This is a genomic window from Lysobacter olei (assembly GCF_054777355.1).
Window position 1 is genome coordinate 293,631 of record NZ_BAAHAT010000003.1, and the last position, 17,987, is coordinate 311,617.

Annotated in this window: 12 protein-coding genes and 1 riboswitch; of the genes, 4 read left to right on the forward strand and 8 right to left on the reverse strand. The window is 68.6% G+C overall.

What is annotated here, in order from left to right:
* Positions 1 to 93: 93 nt before the first annotated feature.
* Both ACYVBS_RS06300 and ACYVBS_RS06305 read right to left on the reverse strand, forming a co-directional pair.
* On the reverse strand, positions 94 to 3,219 hold the full coding sequence (locus tag ACYVBS_RS06300) for an efflux RND transporter permease subunit (protein WP_460822527.1): 3,126 nt from the start codon (positions 3,217 to 3,219) through the stop codon (positions 94 to 96).
* Positions 3,220 to 3,225: 6 nt separating this feature from the next.
* Positions 3,226 to 4,296 carry an efflux RND transporter periplasmic adaptor subunit gene (locus ACYVBS_RS06305; protein WP_460822528.1) on the reverse strand — a complete coding sequence of 357 codons (1,071 nt, stop codon included), beginning with the start codon at positions 4,294 to 4,296 and terminating at the stop codon, positions 3,226 to 3,228.
* 298 nt (positions 4,297 to 4,594) lie between these two features.
* Between ACYVBS_RS06305 and cysK the strand changes: the two genes are divergently transcribed.
* Positions 4,595 to 5,551, forward strand: coding sequence for a cysteine synthase A (gene cysK / locus ACYVBS_RS06310; protein WP_460822529.1), 957 nt, complete (start codon positions 4,595 to 4,597; stop codon positions 5,549 to 5,551).
* Positions 5,552 to 5,727: 176 nt separating this feature from the next.
* On the opposite strand, the gene ACYVBS_RS06315 is transcribed toward cysK, so the two are convergent.
* Both ACYVBS_RS06315 and pyk read right to left on the reverse strand, forming a co-directional pair.
* Entirely contained in the window at positions 5,728 to 6,735 is a 1,008-nt protein-coding gene (locus tag ACYVBS_RS06315; protein WP_460822531.1) for a class I fructose-bisphosphate aldolase, read from the reverse strand.
* Between the two features lie 343 nt (positions 6,736 to 7,078).
* Entirely contained in the window at positions 7,079 to 8,545 is a 1,467-nt protein-coding gene (gene pyk / locus ACYVBS_RS06320; RefSeq protein WP_460822532.1) for a pyruvate kinase, read from the reverse strand.
* Positions 8,546 to 8,607: 62 nt separating this feature from the next.
* Between pyk and ACYVBS_RS06325 the strand changes: the two genes are divergently transcribed.
* Positions 8,608 to 9,198: a GNAT family N-acetyltransferase gene (locus tag ACYVBS_RS06325; protein WP_460822533.1), complete on the forward strand. Its 591-nt coding sequence runs from the start codon at positions 8,608 to 8,610 to the stop codon at positions 9,196 to 9,198.
* A 43-nt stretch (positions 9,199 to 9,241) separates the two neighbouring features.
* Here ACYVBS_RS06325 and ACYVBS_RS06330 read toward each other — a convergent pair whose 3' ends face one another.
* Complete coding sequence (locus ACYVBS_RS06330; protein WP_460822534.1) at positions 9,242 to 9,892, reverse strand: HAD family hydrolase; 651 nt, start codon at positions 9,890 to 9,892, stop codon at positions 9,242 to 9,244.
* Between the two features lie 98 nt (positions 9,893 to 9,990).
* A complete protein-coding gene (locus tag ACYVBS_RS06335; RefSeq protein WP_460822535.1) occupies positions 9,991 to 11,163 on the reverse strand; it encodes a phosphoglycerate kinase in 1,173 nt (390 codons plus the stop codon).
* Positions 11,164 to 11,496: 333 nt separating this feature from the next.
* A riboswitch (cobalamin riboswitch) is annotated at positions 11,497 to 11,697 on the forward strand.
* A gap of 408 nt (positions 11,698 to 12,105) precedes the next feature.
* On the opposite strand from ACYVBS_RS06335, the gene ACYVBS_RS06340 reads away from it, so the two are divergent.
* Positions 12,106 to 14,469: a ribonucleoside-diphosphate reductase subunit alpha gene (locus tag ACYVBS_RS06340; RefSeq protein WP_460822628.1), complete on the forward strand. Its 2,364-nt coding sequence runs from the start codon at positions 12,106 to 12,108 to the stop codon at positions 14,467 to 14,469.
* A 205-nt stretch (positions 14,470 to 14,674) separates the two neighbouring features.
* On the forward strand, positions 14,675 to 15,697 hold the full coding sequence (locus ACYVBS_RS06345; protein ID WP_460822536.1) for a ribonucleotide-diphosphate reductase subunit beta: 1,023 nt from the start codon (positions 14,675 to 14,677) through the stop codon (positions 15,695 to 15,697).
* A gap of 466 nt (positions 15,698 to 16,163) precedes the next feature.
* On the opposite strand, the gene ACYVBS_RS06350 is transcribed toward ACYVBS_RS06345, so the two are convergent.
* Both ACYVBS_RS06350 and gap read right to left on the reverse strand, forming a co-directional pair.
* Positions 16,164 to 16,589, reverse strand: a complete 426-nt coding sequence (locus ACYVBS_RS06350; protein WP_460822537.1) for a group III truncated hemoglobin — start codon at positions 16,587 to 16,589, stop codon at positions 16,164 to 16,166.
* Positions 16,590 to 16,758: 169 nt separating this feature from the next.
* Positions 16,759 to 17,763, reverse strand: a complete 1,005-nt coding sequence (gap, locus tag ACYVBS_RS06355; protein WP_460822538.1) for a type I glyceraldehyde-3-phosphate dehydrogenase — start codon at positions 17,761 to 17,763, stop codon at positions 16,759 to 16,761.
* Positions 17,764 to 17,987 lie beyond the last annotated feature (224 nt).

The following is a 17,987-nucleotide window of genomic DNA, read 5'->3' on the forward strand; positions in this document are numbered from 1 at the left end:
GGGCGGACGGTACGGTTTTCGGCGCGGATTCACGCGGGAGGCCGGCAATTCCCGGCGACCGCAGGGGCAGGCGCGTGGCGCTGCCCCCGGGGATCAGGCGTGTCCGCCGGCCTGCGGCGTGGTGGCTTCCTGCTCCTCCAGCTCGCGGGTCACCGCTTCCGGCGAGCGGCTGTAACGCGCCAGCAGCACGTAGAACACCGGCACCACCACCAGCGACAGCAGGGTGGAGAACGACACGCCCGCGATCACCACCACGCCAATCGTGGCCCGGCTCGCGGAGCCCGGACCACCGGCCAGCACCAGCGGCAGCGCGCCGGCCACGGTGGCGATCGAGGTCATCAGGATCGGCCGCAGGCGCACCGCCGACGCTTCGACGATGGCGTCGTGGATTTTCCGGCCCTCGTCACGCAGCTGGTTGGCGAACTCGACGATCAGGATGCCGTTCTTCGCCGCCAGGCCCACCAGCATCACGATGCCGATCTGGCTGAACAGGTTCAGCGTGCCCCCGGTGAGCCACAGGCCCAGCAACGCGCCCAGCACGCCCAGCGGCACGGTCAGCATGATCACCAGCGGGTGGATGAAGCTCTCGAACTGCGCCGCCAGCACCAGGAACACGATCAGCAATGCCAGCGCGAAGGTCAGCAGCACCGCGCCACCCGCCTGCTGGTACTCGCGCGACTCGCCCTTCCAGTCAATCTGGGCATGCTCCGGCAGCTCTTCGCGGACCACGCCCTGCAGCCACTCGATCGCCTCGCCCATGCGATAACCCGGCGCCAGGCCCGCGCTGATGGTGATGGCCCGCAGGCGGTTGAAGCGATTCAGGCTGCCCGGCTCGGCCAGCTCACGCAGCGTGACCAGGTTCGAAAGCGGCACCAGGCTCCCGTCGCGCGCGCGCACCTGGATCGCGGCCAGGTCCGCGGGCGAGGCGCGGCCCTCCTTGCCGGCCTGCACCACCACGTCGTACTCCTCGCCGTCCTGCACGAAGGTGGTGACGCGGCGGCTGCCCATCATCGATTCCAGCGCACTGCCGATCGCGGTGACGCTGACGCCCAGGTCGGCCGCACGCTGGCGGTCGATGTCCACACGCATCTGCGGGCGCGTTTCCTTGTAGTCGGAGTCGACCGAGAACAGGCCCGGGTTCTGCTCCATCCGCGCCAGCAAACGGTCGCGCCATTGGGCCAGTTCGGCGTAGTCCGGTCCGCCCAGCACGATCTGCACCGGCTGCCCGCGGCTGCGTACCAGGCCGGTGCGCACCGAGGGGTTGGCACGCACGCCCGGCAGCTTGCCCAGTTCGCCGCGCAGGTTGTCCACCACGTCACTGGTGCTGACGTCGCGCTTGTCCCAGTCCTGCAGGAACACGATCACCTGGCCGGTGTGCATCTCCTCGCTGGCGCCGAAGCCGCCGGGGACGCGGGTGTTGGCGCGCTGGATCGGCTTGCCTTCGCCGATCTGGCCCATCAGCACCGACTCCACCTGCTGGATCTGCCCCACGGTGTAATCAAAACCCGCGCCTTCCGGGCCCATCACCGAGACAAAGAACGCGCCGCGGTCCTCCGGCGGTGCCAGTTCGGACGGCACCAGCTTGAACAGCACCGCGCTGAGCGCCAGCGCCGCCAGCATCAGCGCGCCGAAGAACCACGGGCGTTCGACGCTGCGATCCAGGAAGCGCCGATAGCGCACGCCGACGCCGTCCAGTCGCGCATTGACCCAGCGGTTGATGGCCAGCGACTTCTCTTCCTTGTGCGGCCGCACCAGCTTGGACGACATCATCGGCGTCAGTGTCAGCGCCACGAAGGCCGAGAGCGCCACCGCGCCGGCCAGCGCCACCGACAATTCGCGGAACAGGCGACCCGTGTTGCCTTCCATGAAGCCCACCGGCAGGAACACCGCCACCAGCACCGCGGTGGTCGCGATCACCGCGAACGCCACCTGCCGGGTACCGCGTGCGGACGCCACCAGCTTGGGCTCGCCCAGGTCGGCACGGCGCTGGATGTTCTCCAGCACCACGATCGCATCGTCCACCACCAGACCGATGCACAACACCAGCGCCAGCAACGTCAGCAGGTTGATCGAGAACCCGAACAGGTACAGCGGGATGAACGCCGCCACCAGGCACACCGGCACCGTCACCGCCGGGATCAACGCCGCTCGCACGCTGCCCAGGAACAACCAGATCACGATCAGCACCAGCGCGATCGCCTCAAACAGCGTGTGGTACACGCGCTCCACCGAGGCGTCGATGAACACCGTGCTGTCGAACGCGACGAAGATCTTCGTGCCCTGTGGCAGGCTCGGCTGGATGCGTTCGGCTTCAGCGCGCACCGCCTTGGCCACATCCAGCGCGTTCGACGTGGACGTCTTGATGATGCCCAGGCCCACGTTGGGCGCGCCGTTGCTGCGGAAGTAGGCGCGGCGCTCGGCCGAGGCCAGCTCCACCTTGGCGACGTCGCCCAGGCGCACCACGTAGCCGTCGCTGCCCTTGCGCAGCGGCATCTGCGCGAATTCCTCGGCGCGCTCGTAGCCGCGCGCCACGCGCAGGGTGAAGTCCCGATCGGCCGATTCGATGCGGCCGGCGGGCAGCTCGACGTTCTCGGCGCGCAACGCGCTTTCCACGTCACCCACGGTGATGCCGCGCGCGGCCAGTGCGTCACGGTCCAACCACACGCGCATCGCGTAACGCTGGCCGCCGCCCAGTCGCACCTGGGCCACGCCGTCGATGCTGGAGAGGCGGTCCACCACGTAGCGCTCGGCGTAGTCGCTGAGTTCCATGGTGTCCATCTTCTCCGAGCTCATGTTGAGCCACATGATGGTCTCGGCGTCGCTTTCGACCTTCTCGATCTCCGGCGCGTCGGCCTCTTCTGGCAGGCGGTCGACCACGCGGCTGACCGCGTCGCGCACGTCGTTGGCCGCCGCTTCGATCTCGCGGTCCAGGCTGAACTCGATGGTGATGCCCGAGCGCCCATTGACGCTGCGTGACTCGATGGTTTCGATCCCCTCGGTGCCGGCAAGCGCATCCTCCAGTACCTGGGTGATGCGGGTCTCGACCACCGCGGCCGAAGCGCCGGGGTAGCTGACCGACACCGACACGATCGGCGGGTCGATGGCGGGCAGCTCGCGCAGGGTCAGGCGCGAGAACGCCATGACGCCGAGCACGATCAGCAGCAGACTCATCACCGTCGCGAAGACGGGTCGGCGGATGGAAATGTCGGAGAGCAGCATCGGCGGTCAGCCCTTGGCGCCGGCGGGCGTGGAGGCCGAGGCCTCCACGATCTTCGCGCCCGGACGCAGCTTGCCAGTGCCGTCCACGACCACGCGATCGCCGGACTTGAGCCCTTCAACGATCTCGGCCAGCCCATCACGACGCACGCCAACCTTGACGTCCGCGCGTTCGGCGGTGCCATCGGCGCCCACGCGGAACACGTAACTGGCATTGCCCACCTGCACCACCGCGATCTCCGGCAGCAGCAGCGCCTGGCGCTCAGGACGGCTGAGGGTGACCTGCAGCAGCATGCCCGGGCGCAGCGCGCGGTCCGCATTGGGGAAGTCACCGCGCACGATGACCGCACGGGTCGCCGCATCCAGGCGCGAGTCCACCGTCGCGACCGTGCCATCGAAGGTGCGGCCGGGCCAGGCCACGCTGGTGCCGCTTACGCGCTGGCCCGGCGCCACGTGGCCCAACGCCGCCTCCGGCACCGGGAAATCGATGAACACCCGTGAGGTGTCATCCAGCGTGGTGATGACCGTGCCCGGCGTGACCAATGCGCCCGGGCTCACCTGGCGCAGGCCCAGCACGCCGGAGAACGGCGCACGGATGACGCGATCGCCGAGGTTGGCGCGGATCTGCGCGACGCGCGCGTTGGCCGCATCGCGGGTGGCCCGCTGGCTGTCCAGCGAGGCGCGCGCGATCAGTTGCTGCGACGCCAATTCTTCCTGGCGCTTGAACAGGCGCTGCGCTTCGTTGGCGTTGGCCTGCGCTTCGTTCAACGCGGCCTGCTGCTGGCGCCCGCTCAGCGTCACCAGCGGCGCACCCTTGGGCACCACATCGCCGCTGTCGAAATGCACGCCTTCCACCGTCTCGCTGACCTTGGCGGTGACGGTGACCGATTCGTGCGCCTTCACCGTGCCCAGCGCCTGCACCGTGTCATTCCATGCCCGCGGCTGCACCACGGTGGTGGTGACCGTGGTCGGCCGGTCGCCGCCGCCCTTGCCGGGTCCGTCCTTGCCACCGCCGCAGGCACTGAGGGTCAGGCCAAGTGCGAGAACGCAGGCGGTGCGGGACAGGGACAGGATAGGCATGCGTTGGGCCGGTTTCGGGCTGGGGACCCCGATTCTAGTAGCTTGGTGTTAACGGCCACGTGGGCCATTGGTTGACCCAGGGGCCAACCGCCAGATTCGGCCAGCCGGGGGTCACAGACAGGCACCGGGATATACGGCCCGTTGCGGCGGCTGGATGCACAGGTGGCGTGACGCCCCCTGCACGCCCCGATGCGTAGGCTGCCGCATGCATGGGCGCGGCCGCGTGCCGGCCCTTGTCCCGTGATCCTTCCTGCAAGCCGTGCGGGAACGCCCGGCCACCGTCCCCCGAGGCCTCCCCATGATCCACGACAGCATCCTCGACACCATCGGCCGCACTCCGGTCGTGCGCCTGCACCGCATCGGGCCGCCCGGCATCGAGCTCTTCGCCAAGGTCGAGTCGTTCAACCCCGGTGGCTCGGTGAAGGATCGGCTTGCCATCGCGATCATCCTCGATGCCGAGGCCCGCGGCCTGATCAAGCCCGGCGACACCGTGGTCGAGGCCACGTCCGGCAACACCGGCGTGGCGCTCGCTATGGTCTGCGCGGCCCGCGGCTACAAGTTCGTGGCCGTGATGACCGAGACCTTCTCCATCGAGCGCCGCAAGCTGATGCGCGCCTACGGTGCCAAGGTGATCCTGACCCCCGCAGCCGAGCGCGGCAGCGGCATGGTCCGGCGCGCCGCGCAGCTGGCCGAAGAACACGGCTGGTTCTTGGCGCGCCAGTTCGCCAACCCCGCCAATCCGGCCTACCACCGCCAGACCACGGCGACCGAGATCCTGCGCGACTTCGCCGGTCGACGGCTGGACCACTTCGTCACCGGCTGGGGCACCGGTGGCACTCTCACCGGCGTGGGCGAGGTGCTGAAGGTGGCGCGCCCCGAAGTGCGCATCACCACCTGCGAGCCGGCCGGCGCGTCGTTGCTGTCCGGCAAGGAATGGCAGCCCCACAAAATCCAGGGCTGGACCCCGGACTTCCTGCCCGAAGTGCTCAACCGCAAAATCGCCGACGCCATCTTGCCCATCGACGACGTACTGGCCCGCGACACCGCGCGCCGGCTAGCCGCGGAGGAAGGGCTGTTCGTCGGTATTTCCGCTGGCGCGACCCTGGCCGCGGCGCTGGAAGTCGCCCGCACCGCCGACCCCGGCGCGGCGATCCTCGCCATGCTGCCCGACACGGGCGAACGCTACCTCAGTACCTTCCTGTTCGAGGACGTCAACGAGGGCTCGGACGACGAGTGGCTGGCGAGCCTGCCGTAATTGCCACGCGCGCGGAATGGGGATACGCCACGGATCCGCAGCCGCGCAGGTGCCCAACACGGCAGGCGGCCCAACAGCGCGGCTTGCGCCCCACCCGCTGGCCGACGCGCCCAGCAAACAAAAAAACGCCGGTCATGTGACCGGCGTTTTTCTTGAACCCGAGAGGGCGAGGTCGCTTACGCGGCCTGCCACTCACCCAGCGCGGCCAGGCCGTTGGCGCGGGCGCGCTCGTACACGGTCTGCTGCGCGGCGGCGTAGTTGCCGATCATGTCCTGCGCCCACAGCTTCAGCGCGGCCTGCTGCATCGCGCGGCCGTACGAGAACGACAGCGGCCACGGCTTGTCGCCCATCTGGTTCATCGCGTTGAGGTGCGCGGTGGCGGCCTGGTCGGACTGACCGCCCGACAGGAACACGATGCCCGGCAGGGTCGCCGGCACGTTGGCCTTCAGGCAGTGCAGGGTGGCGGCGGCCACTTCCTCGATACCGGCCTGCTCCTCGCAGGTGGTGCCGGAGATGACCATCGAAGCCTTCAGGATGGTGCCTTCGAGCAGCACGTTGTGCTCGTACAGCGACGCGAACAGCGAACGCAGGGTCACCTCGGTGACCTCGTAGCAGGTGTCGAGGTCGTGGCTGCCGTCCATGATAACTTCCGGCTCGACCATCGGCACCAGGCCCTGCTCCTGGCAAAGGGCGGCGTAGCGGGCCAGCGCGTGGGTGTTGGCGTCGATGCAGGTGCCCGACGGGATGTCGTCACCGATGTTGATCACCGCGCGCCACTTGGCGAAGCGGGCGCCGAGCTTGTAGTACTCCTCCAGGCGGCCACGCAGGCCATCGAGGCCCTCGGTCACCACTTCGCCCGGGAAGCCGGCCAGCGGGAAGGTGCCCTTGTCGACCTTGATGCCCGGGATGATGCCGTTGTCCATCATGACCTTGGTGAACGGCACGCCGTCCTTGGTCGACTGGCGCAGGGTCTCGTCGAACAGGATCGCGCCCGAGATGTGCTCGCCCAGCTTCGGCGCGGTCAGGAGCAGCTCGCGGTAGGCGCGGCGGGTCTCTTCGGTGCACTCGATGCCGACGCTGTCGAAACGCTTCTTGCACGTGGCGTTGGACTCGTCGATGGCGATGATGCCCTTGCCCGGGGCGACCATGGCCAGGGCGGTTTCGGCAAGCTGTTCGATGCTCATGGGATCCTGAGGGAGCGGCTGGGAAAGAAACGGGATTATAGCCCGCTCCTCCACCCCACGTCCCGCCCGCGCTGGCGCAAATCCTTGGCGGGAATGGTTAATTCCCTTGGCCTGCGGCGCCTTGCGAGGGACGGGGTGCCTACCGCCCGGGTTGGGCAGTCGCTCCCCGATACTCGCTTGGTGCCCAACCCGGAAGGCAGGCACCCCTCACCGCGACCTATTCAACCCCTCTCACCCTCAAACCCAGTGGGCAGGGGGTGGTGGCTCCCGCTTGGGTCGGACACCAAGCGAGTATCGGGGAGCGACTGGCCGATCCAAGCGGGAGCCACCGCCCCCTGCCGGCCTACAGCTCCCCCAATCCCTGGGCGCAACCATCCGCCCCCACTTCCAGCAGGCGCAGCGTGTTCGTCGCACCGTGCTGCTCCATGGTGTCGCCGCTGGTGAAGATCACCCGGTCGTGCGGCATCAGGTGGCCCGCCTCGAACAACTGGCGGACCGCGCCGCGCGCCGCATCGCGCGAGGCCATGCCACGGCTGTCGAACGCAAACGGGGTCACGTCGCGCATCAGCGCCATGCGGCGGCGTGCGTCGGCATGGCGCGACAGCGCGAACACCGGCGACGGCGCCCGGAACCGCGACAGGAAGCGTGCCGTGCCACCGGATTCGGTCATCGCCACGATGGCGCGCACCCCGATGTGCTCGGACAGGAACATCGCCGCCATCGCGATCGCATGGTCGGCACGGTCCAGCCCACGCGGGGCTTCCTCGAAGTCGGTGTCGTGGTTGAACTGGCGCTCGGCGCCCAGGCAGATGCGGGCCATCGCCTCCACCGCCTTGACCGGGTAGCGGCCGGCGGCGGACTCCTGCGACAGCATCACCGCGTCGGTGCCGTCAATGACCGCGTTGGCCACGTCCAGCACCTCGGCGCGGGTCGGGATCGGGCTGTCGACCATCGACTGCAGCATCTGCGTGGCGGTGATCACCACCCGGTTGCGCTCCAAGGCCTCGCGGATGATCTTCTTCTGCAGGCCCGGCAACTCGGCATCGCCGATCTCCACGCCGAGGTCACCACGCGCCACCATCACCACGTCGCTGGCCTCGACGATCTCGGCCAGGTTCTCGATGGCCTCCGCGCGCTCGATCTTCGACACCAGCGCGGCGTTGCTGCCCGCCGCCCGTGCCACCCGGCGCGCCTCGTGCATGTCCTCGGCGGTGCGACAGAACGACACCGCAATGAAGTCCGCGCCCAGCTCGGCGGCCACCGCGATCAACTCGCGATCGCGCTCGGTCAGCGCACCCAGCGACAGTCCGCCGCCCTGCTTGTTCAGGCCCTTGCGGTCCGACAGCGCGCCATCGTTGAGCACGGTGTTGACGATGCGCTCGCCCTCCACTGCCTCCACCCGCAGCTGCATCATGCCGTCGTCCAGCAGCAGCACGTCGCCGGGCTTCACGTCGCCGGGCAGCCCGAGGTAACTGACGCCCACCTCGTGCACGGTGCCGGCGGGCGCATCGGCGCGGGCCACCAGGTCGAAGCGGTCGCCGGCCTTGAGCTGCACCTTGCCGTCGGCAAAACGTTCGATGCGGATCTTGGGGCCCGGCAGGTCGGCGAGGATGCCGACCTCGCGTCCGGCGCGGCCCGCGGCTTCACGCAGCGCGTGCGCACGCGCGATCTGACCGGCGGGGTCACCGTGGGAGAAATTGAGCCGGACGCAATCCACGCCAGCGGCGAGGAGAGCATCGAGGACGCCCGGCGCATCGGTGGCCGGGCCGAGGGTAGCGAGGATCTTGGTGCGTCGAAGCGTAGTGGGCATGTCAGACTTCCGTGAGTGGATTCACGCTAGCACAGCCTCGCTACCGAACGGATTGAATACGTATGCCAACCGCCACGACGTCCGCGGTACCCCACGCATCGTGCGCACTGCCCGTGCTGGACGCGGGGACCGTACGCCTGCGTCCGCATCGGCGCGACGACCTGCAGGACTTCTATTCGCTGTACGCCGATCCGCAGGTGATGCGCTTTTGGAGCTTCCCTGCCTGGACCGACGTGGCGCAGGCACGCGAGCGCTTCGAAGGCGCCCTCGAAGGCCAAGATCCCGCGCGCCTGCTGTGCTGGGCAGTGGCCGACGTGGAGAGCGACCGGCTGATCGGCGGCGTGACGCTGTTCGCCATCAACCCCGACCAGGGGCGAGCGGAAATCGGCTACGCGCTGCACTCCTCGCAGTGGGGCCGGGGCCATGCGCGCAACATGCTGCGCCCGGTGCTTGACCATGCGTTCGGCCCTCTCGGGCTGCGGCGGGTCGAAGCCGACATCGATCCCCGCAACGTGGCCTCGTGCCGGCTGGTGGAGCGCCTCGGGTTCGTCCGCGAAGGCCTGCTGCGCGAACGCTGGCGCGTGGCCGACGACCTGCAGGACTCCGCCATGTACGGGTTGCTGGCGCGCGACTGGCGCACCGGGGAGCCTTGAGCCACCACGGCGGCAAGTCCGCGCCGCACCACGCAGAGAGGCGCTAGGCCACCAGCAACGCCGGCAACTGCGCGGGCGACGTTGCCAGGTGCAAGGCGCCGGCTGCGCGCAGCTCGACCTCACCGCCAAAGCCCCACAACACGCCCACGTGGCGCATGCCGTGGTGGCGCGCGCCTTCGATGTCCATGTGGCGGTCACCGATCATCACGCAGCCCTCGGGCGCCAGCGCCAACCGCTGCAATGCCTCGCCGATCAGCTCCGGTTTGTGGCTGCGGCTGCCATCGGGCGTGGCCCCGATCACGTCCTCGAACAGATGCCCGAACGGCAGGTGCGCGGCGATCTTGCGCGCGTGCGGTTCGTTCTTGGCCGTGACGATCGCGAGCCGATGCCCTGCTGCATGCAGCGTGCGGACCGCCTCGTCGATGCCGGCATACACCTCATGCTCGGCCCAGCCGTGCGTCTCGAAGCGTTCGCGATAGTGCTCCACCGCCTGTTCCACCCGTGCAGCATCGTGCAGCAGCGGCGCGAAGCTGGTGCGCAACGAAGGACCGATCCACTGCCGCAGCGCTTCGTCCGGCGGCACGTCCAGCCCCATGCGTTGCAGCGCGTGCGCCACGCAGCGGGTGATGCCGACCGCGGAATCAATCAGCGTGCCGTCCATGTCGAAGAAGAGCGTGGGCTTGTGGTGTGCCATGGGGGACTCGTAAACGTGGAAACGAAGCGGGCCGGTTCACACCGGCCCGCAGGACAACTCAGGGCATCATCAGGACTGCGCAACGACGCCGCGATGACTCAGGCGCGCGCCTTCAGCGCCGCCACGGCCGGCAGCTCCTTGCCTTCCAGGAATTCCAGGAACGCACCGCCACCCGTGGAGATGTACGACACGTCCTGCTCGATGCCGTACTTGTCCACGGCCGCCAGCGTGTCACCGCCGCCCGCGATCGAGAACGCCGGCGACGCCGCGATCGCGCGCGCCAGCGCCTCGGTGCCCTTGCCGAATGCGTCGAACTCGAACACGCCCACCGGACCGTTCCACACCACGGTGCCCGCCTTGGCGATCAGCGCGGCATAGGCCGCGGCGGTGTCCGGGCCGATGTCGAGGATCATGTCATCGGCGCCCACCGCATCGACGGCCTTGACCGTGGCCGGCGCATCGGCGGCGAAGGCCGGCGCGACGACCACGTCGGTCGGCACCGGGATGTCGGCACCGCGCGCCTTGGCGTCGGCCATGATCTGCTTGGCGGTGTCGATCAGGTCCATTTCCACCAGCGACTTGCCCACCGAATGGCCCATCGCCGCGATGAAGGTGTTGGCGATACCGCCGCCCACGATCAACTGGTCAACCTTGCCCACCAGCGACGCCAGCAGCTCCAGCTTGGTGCTGACCTTGCTGCCCGCCACGATCGCCAGCAGCGGACGCGCCGGATGCTCCAGCGCCTTCGCGAGCGCGTCGAGCTCGGCCATCAGCAGCGGGCCGCCAGCGGCCATCTTGGCAAAGCGGATCGCGCCGTGGGTGGAGGCCTGTGCGCGGTGCGCGGTGCCGAAGGCGTCCATGACAAACACGTCGCACAGCGCGGCGTACTTCTGCGACAGGGCCTCGTCATCGGCCTTCTCGCCGACGTTCATGCGGCAGTTCTCCAGCAGCACCAACTGGCCCGGCGCGACGTCAACGCCATCGACCCAGTCCTTGACCAGCGGCACGTCCATGCCGAGCAGCTCGGACAGGCGCTTGGCGACCGGCGCCAGCGAATCGGCTTCCGACCACACGCCCTCCTTCGGGCGGCCCAGGTGCGAGGTGACCATCACGGCGGCGCCCTTCTCCAGCGCCAACTTCATCGTCGGCAGCGAGGCGGTGATGCGCTGCTCGGAGGTGATGCGGCCGTCCTCGATCGGCACGTTGAGGTCTTCGCGGATCAGCACGCGCTTGCCGGCGAGGTCGAGGTCGGTCATGCGGACGATGGACATGGTCGGTTCCGTTGGGGCGATGGGGAGGGGGTGCGGCACGGCCCGGGCGGCCGGCGCGTAGCTCGCTATTGTCCCGCCCGGTCGTCCCGCCGGCAAACCGCGGCCGCCGGGCCGGCCGGGGCCGTTCACTCGACGCGCGCGATGCCGGCATCACGCGGCGTCCTATCGCGGGCCGCGCTCCACGCCCCAACCGCGCACGCACCAACCCCACACCCTCCCAAGCACCGACCACACGCCCTCCATGCCACCACCGCGCCCACGTCGCGCAAACCCTTGCCCCGCAAGCCCCGGGCAGGTTAGCCCCACATTTCGTGTTGACGGGGACAGAAAACCCGATATCTTGGGGTCGTCGGTGCCGGCCTTCACGGGTCGGCTGAAAAGGGAAGCCGGTGAAATGCCGGCGCTGCCCCGCAGCGGTATGGGAAACGACCGCGGTCTTGGCACTGGGCGACACGGCCTGGGAAGCGACCGCCAGTAGGTGACGCACGGCGTCGTGTCCCGAGCCCGAAGACCTGCCGACAGCCGCGCGATGCACACCGCGCGGTGACCGGCCAGGGAGTCCTCGGGGGAGGACGGTCGGTGTCGCGCCACGACGCCCCGCGTCCTGGCCGTGGCGATGGCCTGCCATCGCCCCCGTCCGCTGCAGTCTCGGGCGGCGCGACACCTCCGTAGCACCCTGCTGACTCCGCGCCCGCGGGGGCGTGGTCGCGCAGCCGATGCCAGTGGCATCCGGCCGCGTCCGCACCGCCGCGCGTCGTCCTTCGAGGGAAGGCGGCGATCCGTGCGCCCATGCACCGGAGTCTTCCAGCCATGACCGCGTCCCCGTCCATCGACACCCTTGCCGACGCCCGCACCGACGGCGTCGCCGCTGACCAACGCTCCGACACCGACGGGGCACGGCCCGGCGGCTTCGCCCTGACCCCGCCGGCCACCGCTTTCAGCATGACCGTGACCAAGCGCAGTGGTCGCCGTGAGCCCGTCGACCTCAACAAGATCGTGCGCGCGGTGGCCCGCAACGCTGAAGGCCTGTACGCGGTCGATCCGATGCGCGTGGCCACCCGCACCATCTCGGGCCTGTACGACGGTGCCAGCACCCGCGAACTGGACGAGTTGTCGATCCGCACCGCCGCACTGCTCACCGCCGAGGAGCCCGAGTACGGCCGGCTGGCCGCGCGCCTGCTCGCCGGCGTGATCGAGAAGGAAGTCGCCGGCATCGAGATCTACGCGTTCTCGCAGTCGGTCACCCGCGGCCACGAACTGGGACTGATCAATGACCGGCTACTGACGTTCGTCCAGGCCAACGCGCGCAAGCTCAATGATGCCATCGACAACACGCACAACCAGCGCTTCGACTACTTCGGCCTGCGCACGCTGTACGACCGCTACCTGCTGCGGCACCCGACCGCGCGCACGGTAGTGGAGACCCCGCAGCAGTTCTTCCTGCGCATCGCCTGCGCGCTGACCGACGACGTGTCCGACGCGTTGGCGCTGTACCGCAAGATGGCGCAACTGGACTACATCCCCAGCTCGCCGACGCTGTTCAACGCCGGCACCACGCACGAGCAGCTGTCGTCGTGTTTCCTGCTCGACTCGCCGGAAGACTCGCTGGAGGCGATCTACAAGCGCTACATGGACGTGGCCAAGCTGAGCAAATTCAGCGGCGGCATCGGCCTGAGCTACAGCCGCATCCGCGCGCGCGGCTCGCTGATCCGCTCGACCAATGGCCTGTCCAACGGGATCGTGCCGTGGCTCAAGACGCTGGACGCCTCGGTCGCCGCGGTCAACCAGGGCGGGCGGCGCAAGGGCGCAGCCTGCGTGTACCTGGAGCCGTGGCACGCCGACGTGGAGGAGTTCCTGGAGTTGCGCGACAACACCGGCGACGAAGCGCGGCGCACCCACAACCTCAACCTGGCCAACTGGATTCCCGACGAGTTCATGCGCCGGGTCGAGGCCGATGCCGCGTGGTCACTGTTCGACCCGCACAAAGTGCCGCAGCTGACTGACCTGTTCGGTGACGCCTTCGACCGCGCCTACCACGCGGCCGAAGCCGCGGGCCTGGCAGTGAAGCAGGTCAAGGCGCGCGAGCTGTACGCGCGGATGATGCGCACCCTCGCCCAGACCGGCAACGGCTGGATGAACTTCAAGGACAAGTCCAACCGCGCCTGCAACCAGACCCTTCGCGAGGGCAACGTGGTGCACCTGTCCAACCTGTGCACCGAGATCCTGGAAGTGACCTCGCAGGACGAGACCGCGGTGTGCAACCTCGGATCGATCAACCTCAGCCACCACGTCGAGCTGTACCCGGAAGGCAACGTGCACGGGCAGGCCGGTCGCTTCGATTTCGAGCAGCTCGCCGAGACCGTGCGCCTGGCGGTGCGTCAGCTCGACCGGGTGATCGACCTGAACTTCTACCCGATCGAAACCGCGCGCACCGCCAACCTGAAGTGGCGCCCGGTGGGGTTGGGCACGATGGGCTTGCAGGATGTGTTCTTCAAGCTGCGGCTGCCGTTCGATTCCGACGCCGCGCGCGCGCTGTCGCGCGACATCGCCGAGGCGATCTATTTCCACGCCCTGTCGGCCTCGAATGAACTGGCGCTGGAGCACGGGGCGCACCCGGGCTTTGGCGACACCCGCGCCTCACAGGGCGAACTGCAGTTCGAGGCCTGGGGCGCGGCGCCGAGCGCGACGCTGGACTGGGACGGCCTGCGCGCGCGGATCAAGGCGCACGGGCTGCGCAACTCGCTGCTGATCGCCATCGCGCCCACCGCGACCATCGCGTCGATTGCCGGCTGCTATGAATGCATCGAGCCGCAGGTGTCCAACCTGTTCAAGCGCGAGACGCTGTCGGGCGACTTCCTGGTGGTCAACCGCTACCTGGTGCAGGAGCTGAAGACCCTGGGCCTGTGGACGCCGGAACTGCGCGATGCGATCAAGCTGGCCGAAGGCTCGATCCAGGGCATCGATGCCATTCCCGAGTCGCTGCGTGCCGTGTACCGCACCGCGTGGGAACTGCCGATGCGATCACTGATCGACATGGCCGCCGAGCGCGGCGCGTTCATCGACCAGAGCCAGTCGCTCAACCTGTTCATCGAGAGCCCGAACATCGGCCAACTGTCGTCGATGTACATGTACGCCTGGAAGCAGGGGCTGAAGACCACCTACTACCTGCGCTCGCGGCCGGCCACGCGCATCGCCAAGACCACGGTGAGCAGCGCGAGCACCGCCGCGCCGAAGCCGGAGCACAGCCCGAGCGAAGCCGTGGCCTGCTCGCTGGAAAACCCTGAGGCGTGCGAGGCCTGCCAGTAAGCCCACATCCGCGCGCGGTCGCGACGGCCGCGCCGTTGATCACGCCAGCGCTGGGGTGCCCACTGCACCCAGCGCCCCGCCGCCCTTGCGGTCCGGGGGCATCGCGGGCCGCGATCGTTGCCGCACACGGAGGTGCGACCGCAAGGACGCACACGATCGCGGCCCGCCCTGCCCCCGGACCCACCCCAAGTCCGAAGGAACGCCCATGTCCGCCCAACCCGCCGCGCCCCGCCTGCTCGATCCCGGCTTCGACCTGACCCTGCGGCCGATGCGCTACCCCCAGTTCTACGAGATGTACCGCGACGCGATCCGAAACACCTGGACCGTGGAAGAGGTCGACTTCTCGCTGGACGTCAACGACCTCAAGCACAAGCTTGGCCCGGCCGAACGCCACCTGATCGAGCGGCTGGTCGCGTTCTTCGCCACCGGGGACAGCATCGTCGCCAACAACCTGGTGCTGAACCTGTACCAGCACATCAACGCGCCCGAGGCGCGGATGTACCTGTCGCGCCAGCTGTACGAGGAGGCGCTGCACGTGCAGTTCTACCTCACCCTGCTCGACACCTACCTGCCCGACCCGGTCGCGCGCGCCAAGGCGTTCGCGGCGGTCGAGAACATCCCCTCGATCCGCGCCAAGGCCGAGTTCTGCTTCAAGTGGATCGACTCGCTCCAGGGACTCACGCGCATCGAGACGCGCGAGCAGCGCCGCCAGTTCCTGCTCAACCTGATCTGCTTCGCGTGCTGCATCGAAGGCCTGTTCTTCTTTGCCGCCTTTGCGTACGTGTACTACCTGCGCTCGCGCGGGCTGCTGCACGGGCTGGCCTCGGGCACCAACTGGGTGTTCCGCGACGAGAGCTGCCACATGGCGTTCGCCTTCGAGGTCATCCGCACCGCGCGTGCGGAAGAGCCCGGCCTGTTCGACGAGGACCTGCAGCGCCAGGTGGTGCGGATGCTGGAGGAGGCCGTGGAGTGCGAGATGCAGTTCGCCGAGGACGTGCTGTCCGGCGGCGTGGCCGGGCTGTCGCCGCGCGACATGCGCCAGTACCTGCAGTACTGCGCCGACCAGCGTCTGGCACAACTGGGCCTGCCGAAGCACTTCGGGGCCAGCAACCCGTTCGCGTTCATGGACCTGCAGGACGTGCAGGAGGTCACCAACTTCTTCGAACGTCGGGTATCCGCCTACCAGGTGGGGGTGGAGGGCGAGGTGGCGTTCGACGCCGCGTTCTGAAGCCTTTCGGCCCCGTGTCGGCCAGCACCAGCGGGGCCGGCGGGGCCAGCGGAAGTAGGCGAGCCTATCGGTGGCGGGGGTGCATGGCTGCGGTATCAGCCCCGGGGCACCAGGAGGTAGGGGGGCAGACCGCCCCCCGCGTTGAGTAGGCAGACACGACCCGTCTGGCAGACCCTAGCTGCCACGGGATTCAGAAATCTGCGCCGGCCTTGGACTTCGGGGAGGCAAGCGCAGTACGGCGGCAACGCCGTGTCGGGTTCCACAGGACGTGGCAGTCCGACAAGTCACACCCACAAGGCCGTGGGAGCTCAGGGCGGCAGGAGGCGCGCCCGCGTCGGAAGGCATCGACGTCGCTAGGCCAGGAAGGCGGGGAAGCGGCGGGATGCCGGCGGGAGGGCGGCAGGGATGCCGCTGCCCCATCCAGGCGCGGCCCGGGATCCGGGCGGCACGCGCCGCAGCCGTCGACTCAGCGGCCCGAGCCCACCATCGGCAGGCCCAGCGAACGGGCGCCCACGCCCCCGTTCAACCCCAACCCATACCGCAGGCTCTGTCCGATGCGCTCGGCGTAATGGTTGAACTGCGCCGCATCGTCGGGCGACAGCACTTCGGCGGTGGTTTCACGCCACAGCGCCAGCCACTGGTCGAAGTGCTCGTGGCGGATCGGATGGCCGTGGTGCTTCGCCATCGGATTGCCGCGATACGTGCCGTGCTTGAGCGCCACCGACGCCCAGAAGGAGGTCAGCGTGCGCTGGTGGTCGTCCCAGTCGTGCACGGCGGCGTTGAACACCGGCCCCAGCTCCGGGTGGCGACGCACCTTGGCGTAGAAGCGGGCAACCAGCAGCGCGATCTGCGCTTCGTCCAGCGCCACGTTGTCTTGGGGGTCGGATGTCATCGTGTGGCCGTCCTGCAATAGCGCGTCGCCCGGCGCCCCGCGCCGCGGCGCAGTGGAGGCCAGTGTCCGCAGACGTGCGGCAGGGTACGCCGCATTTCGTTGTCCATTCTACGAAGAAGCCCCGCTTGCGCGGGGCTTCCGGGGTGCTGCAGTCAGCGGGCGTTGCGGCTTACTTGCCGGCGACGACCTTGACCATCTCCAGGCATTTGTTGGAGTAGCCCCACTCGTTGTCGTACCAGCTGACCAGCTTGACGAAGGTGCCGTCCAGCGCGATGCCGGCCTCGGCATCGAAGATCGAGGTGCGTGCGTCGCCGCGGAAATCGGTGGCGACCACCTTGTCCTCGGTGTAGCCCAGGATGCCCTTCAGCGCGCCTTCCGACTGCGCCTTCATCTCCGCGCAGATCTCGGCGTAGGTGGCGGCGTTCTCCAGCTCGACGGTCAGGTCAACGACCGACACGTCCGAGGTCGGCACGCGGAACGACATGCCGGTGAGCTTCTTGTTGAGCTCCGGGATCACCACGCCCACGGCCTTGGCGGCACCGGTGGACGACGGAATGATGTTCTCCAGGATGCCGCGGCCGCCGCGCCAGTCCTTGTTGGACGGGCCGTCGACGGTCTTCTGCGTGGCGGTGGCAGCGTGCACGGTGGTCATCAGGCCGCGCTTGATGCCCCACTTGTCGTTCAGCACCTTGGCGATCGGCGCCAGGCAGTTGGTGGTGCACGAAGCGTTGGAGATGATGGCCTCGCCGTTGTACTTGGCGTGGTTCACGCCGAACACGAACATTGGCGTGTCGTCCTTCGACGGGGCCGACAGCACGACCTTCTTCGCGCCCGCGTCGAGGTGCTTCTGCGCGGTGACCTTGTCCAGGAACAGGCCGGTGGACTCGATGACCACGTCGGCGCCGACTTCGTTCCACTTCAGGTTGGCCGGGTCGCGTTCCTGCGTCAGGCGGATCTTCTTGCCGTTGACGATCAGGTTGCCGCCGTCGACCGACACGTCGCCTTCAAAGCGGCCGTGCACCGAGTCGTACTTCAGCATGTAGGCCAGGTAGTCCGGCTCCAGCAAGTCGTTGATGGCGACGATCTCGATGTCGTTGCCGAAGTTCTGCACGGCCGAACGCAGCACGTTGCGGCCGATGCGGCCGAAACCGTTGATACCAACCTTGATCGCCATTACCGGGACTCCTGAGTGGGGCGAGCTTGAGAAACCGCCATTTTACCCCATCCCGGCGCCCCCCGCCCCGCCGGCCGGACGGCCCCGGCGGGCCTAGCAGCCTTCGCTAAAAGCCAGCTTGATCAAAGTCAAACACCCACTTGACGATGATCAAGCGCGGGTTCCAGCCCCTGCGGACAATGACCTCAACGCGTTCCCAACGTCATCTCCCACAGAGGTTTGCC

Coding starts and splice junctions, on each gene's coding strand:
- pyk (WP_460822532.1), bottom strand. CDS start 8,545: ATGCCCACTACGCTTCGACGCACCAAGATCCTCGCTACCCTCGGCCCG.
- ACYVBS_RS06335 (WP_460822535.1), bottom strand. CDS start 11,163: ATGTCCATCGTCCGCATGACCGACCTCGACCTCGCCGGCAAGCGCGTG.
- ACYVBS_RS06300 (WP_460822527.1), bottom strand. CDS start 3,219: ATGCTGCTCTCCGACATTTCCATCCGCCGACCCGTCTTCGCGACGGTG.
- ACYVBS_RS06350 (WP_460822537.1), bottom strand. CDS start 16,589: ATGACATCCGACCCCCAAGACAACGTGGCGCTGGACGAAGCGCAGATC.
- gap (WP_460822538.1), bottom strand. CDS start 17,763: ATGGCGATCAAGGTTGGTATCAACGGTTTCGGCCGCATCGGCCGCAAC.
- ACYVBS_RS06340 (WP_460822628.1), top strand. CDS start 12,106: ATGACCGTGACCAAGCGCAGTGGTCGCCGTGAGCCCGTCGACCTCAAC.
- ACYVBS_RS06345 (WP_460822536.1), top strand. CDS start 14,675: ATGTCCGCCCAACCCGCCGCGCCCCGCCTGCTCGATCCCGGCTTCGAC.
- ACYVBS_RS06305 (WP_460822528.1), bottom strand. CDS start 4,296: ATGCCTATCCTGTCCCTGTCCCGCACCGCCTGCGTTCTCGCACTTGGC.
- ACYVBS_RS06315 (WP_460822531.1), bottom strand. CDS start 6,735: ATGAGCATCGAACAGCTTGCCGAAACCGCCCTGGCCATGGTCGCCCCG.
- ACYVBS_RS06330 (WP_460822534.1), bottom strand. CDS start 9,892: ATGGCACACCACAAGCCCACGCTCTTCTTCGACATGGACGGCACGCTG.
- ACYVBS_RS06325 (WP_460822533.1), top strand. CDS start 8,608: ATGCCAACCGCCACGACGTCCGCGGTACCCCACGCATCGTGCGCACTG.
- cysK (WP_460822529.1), top strand. CDS start 4,595: ATGATCCACGACAGCATCCTCGACACCATCGGCCGCACTCCGGTCGTG.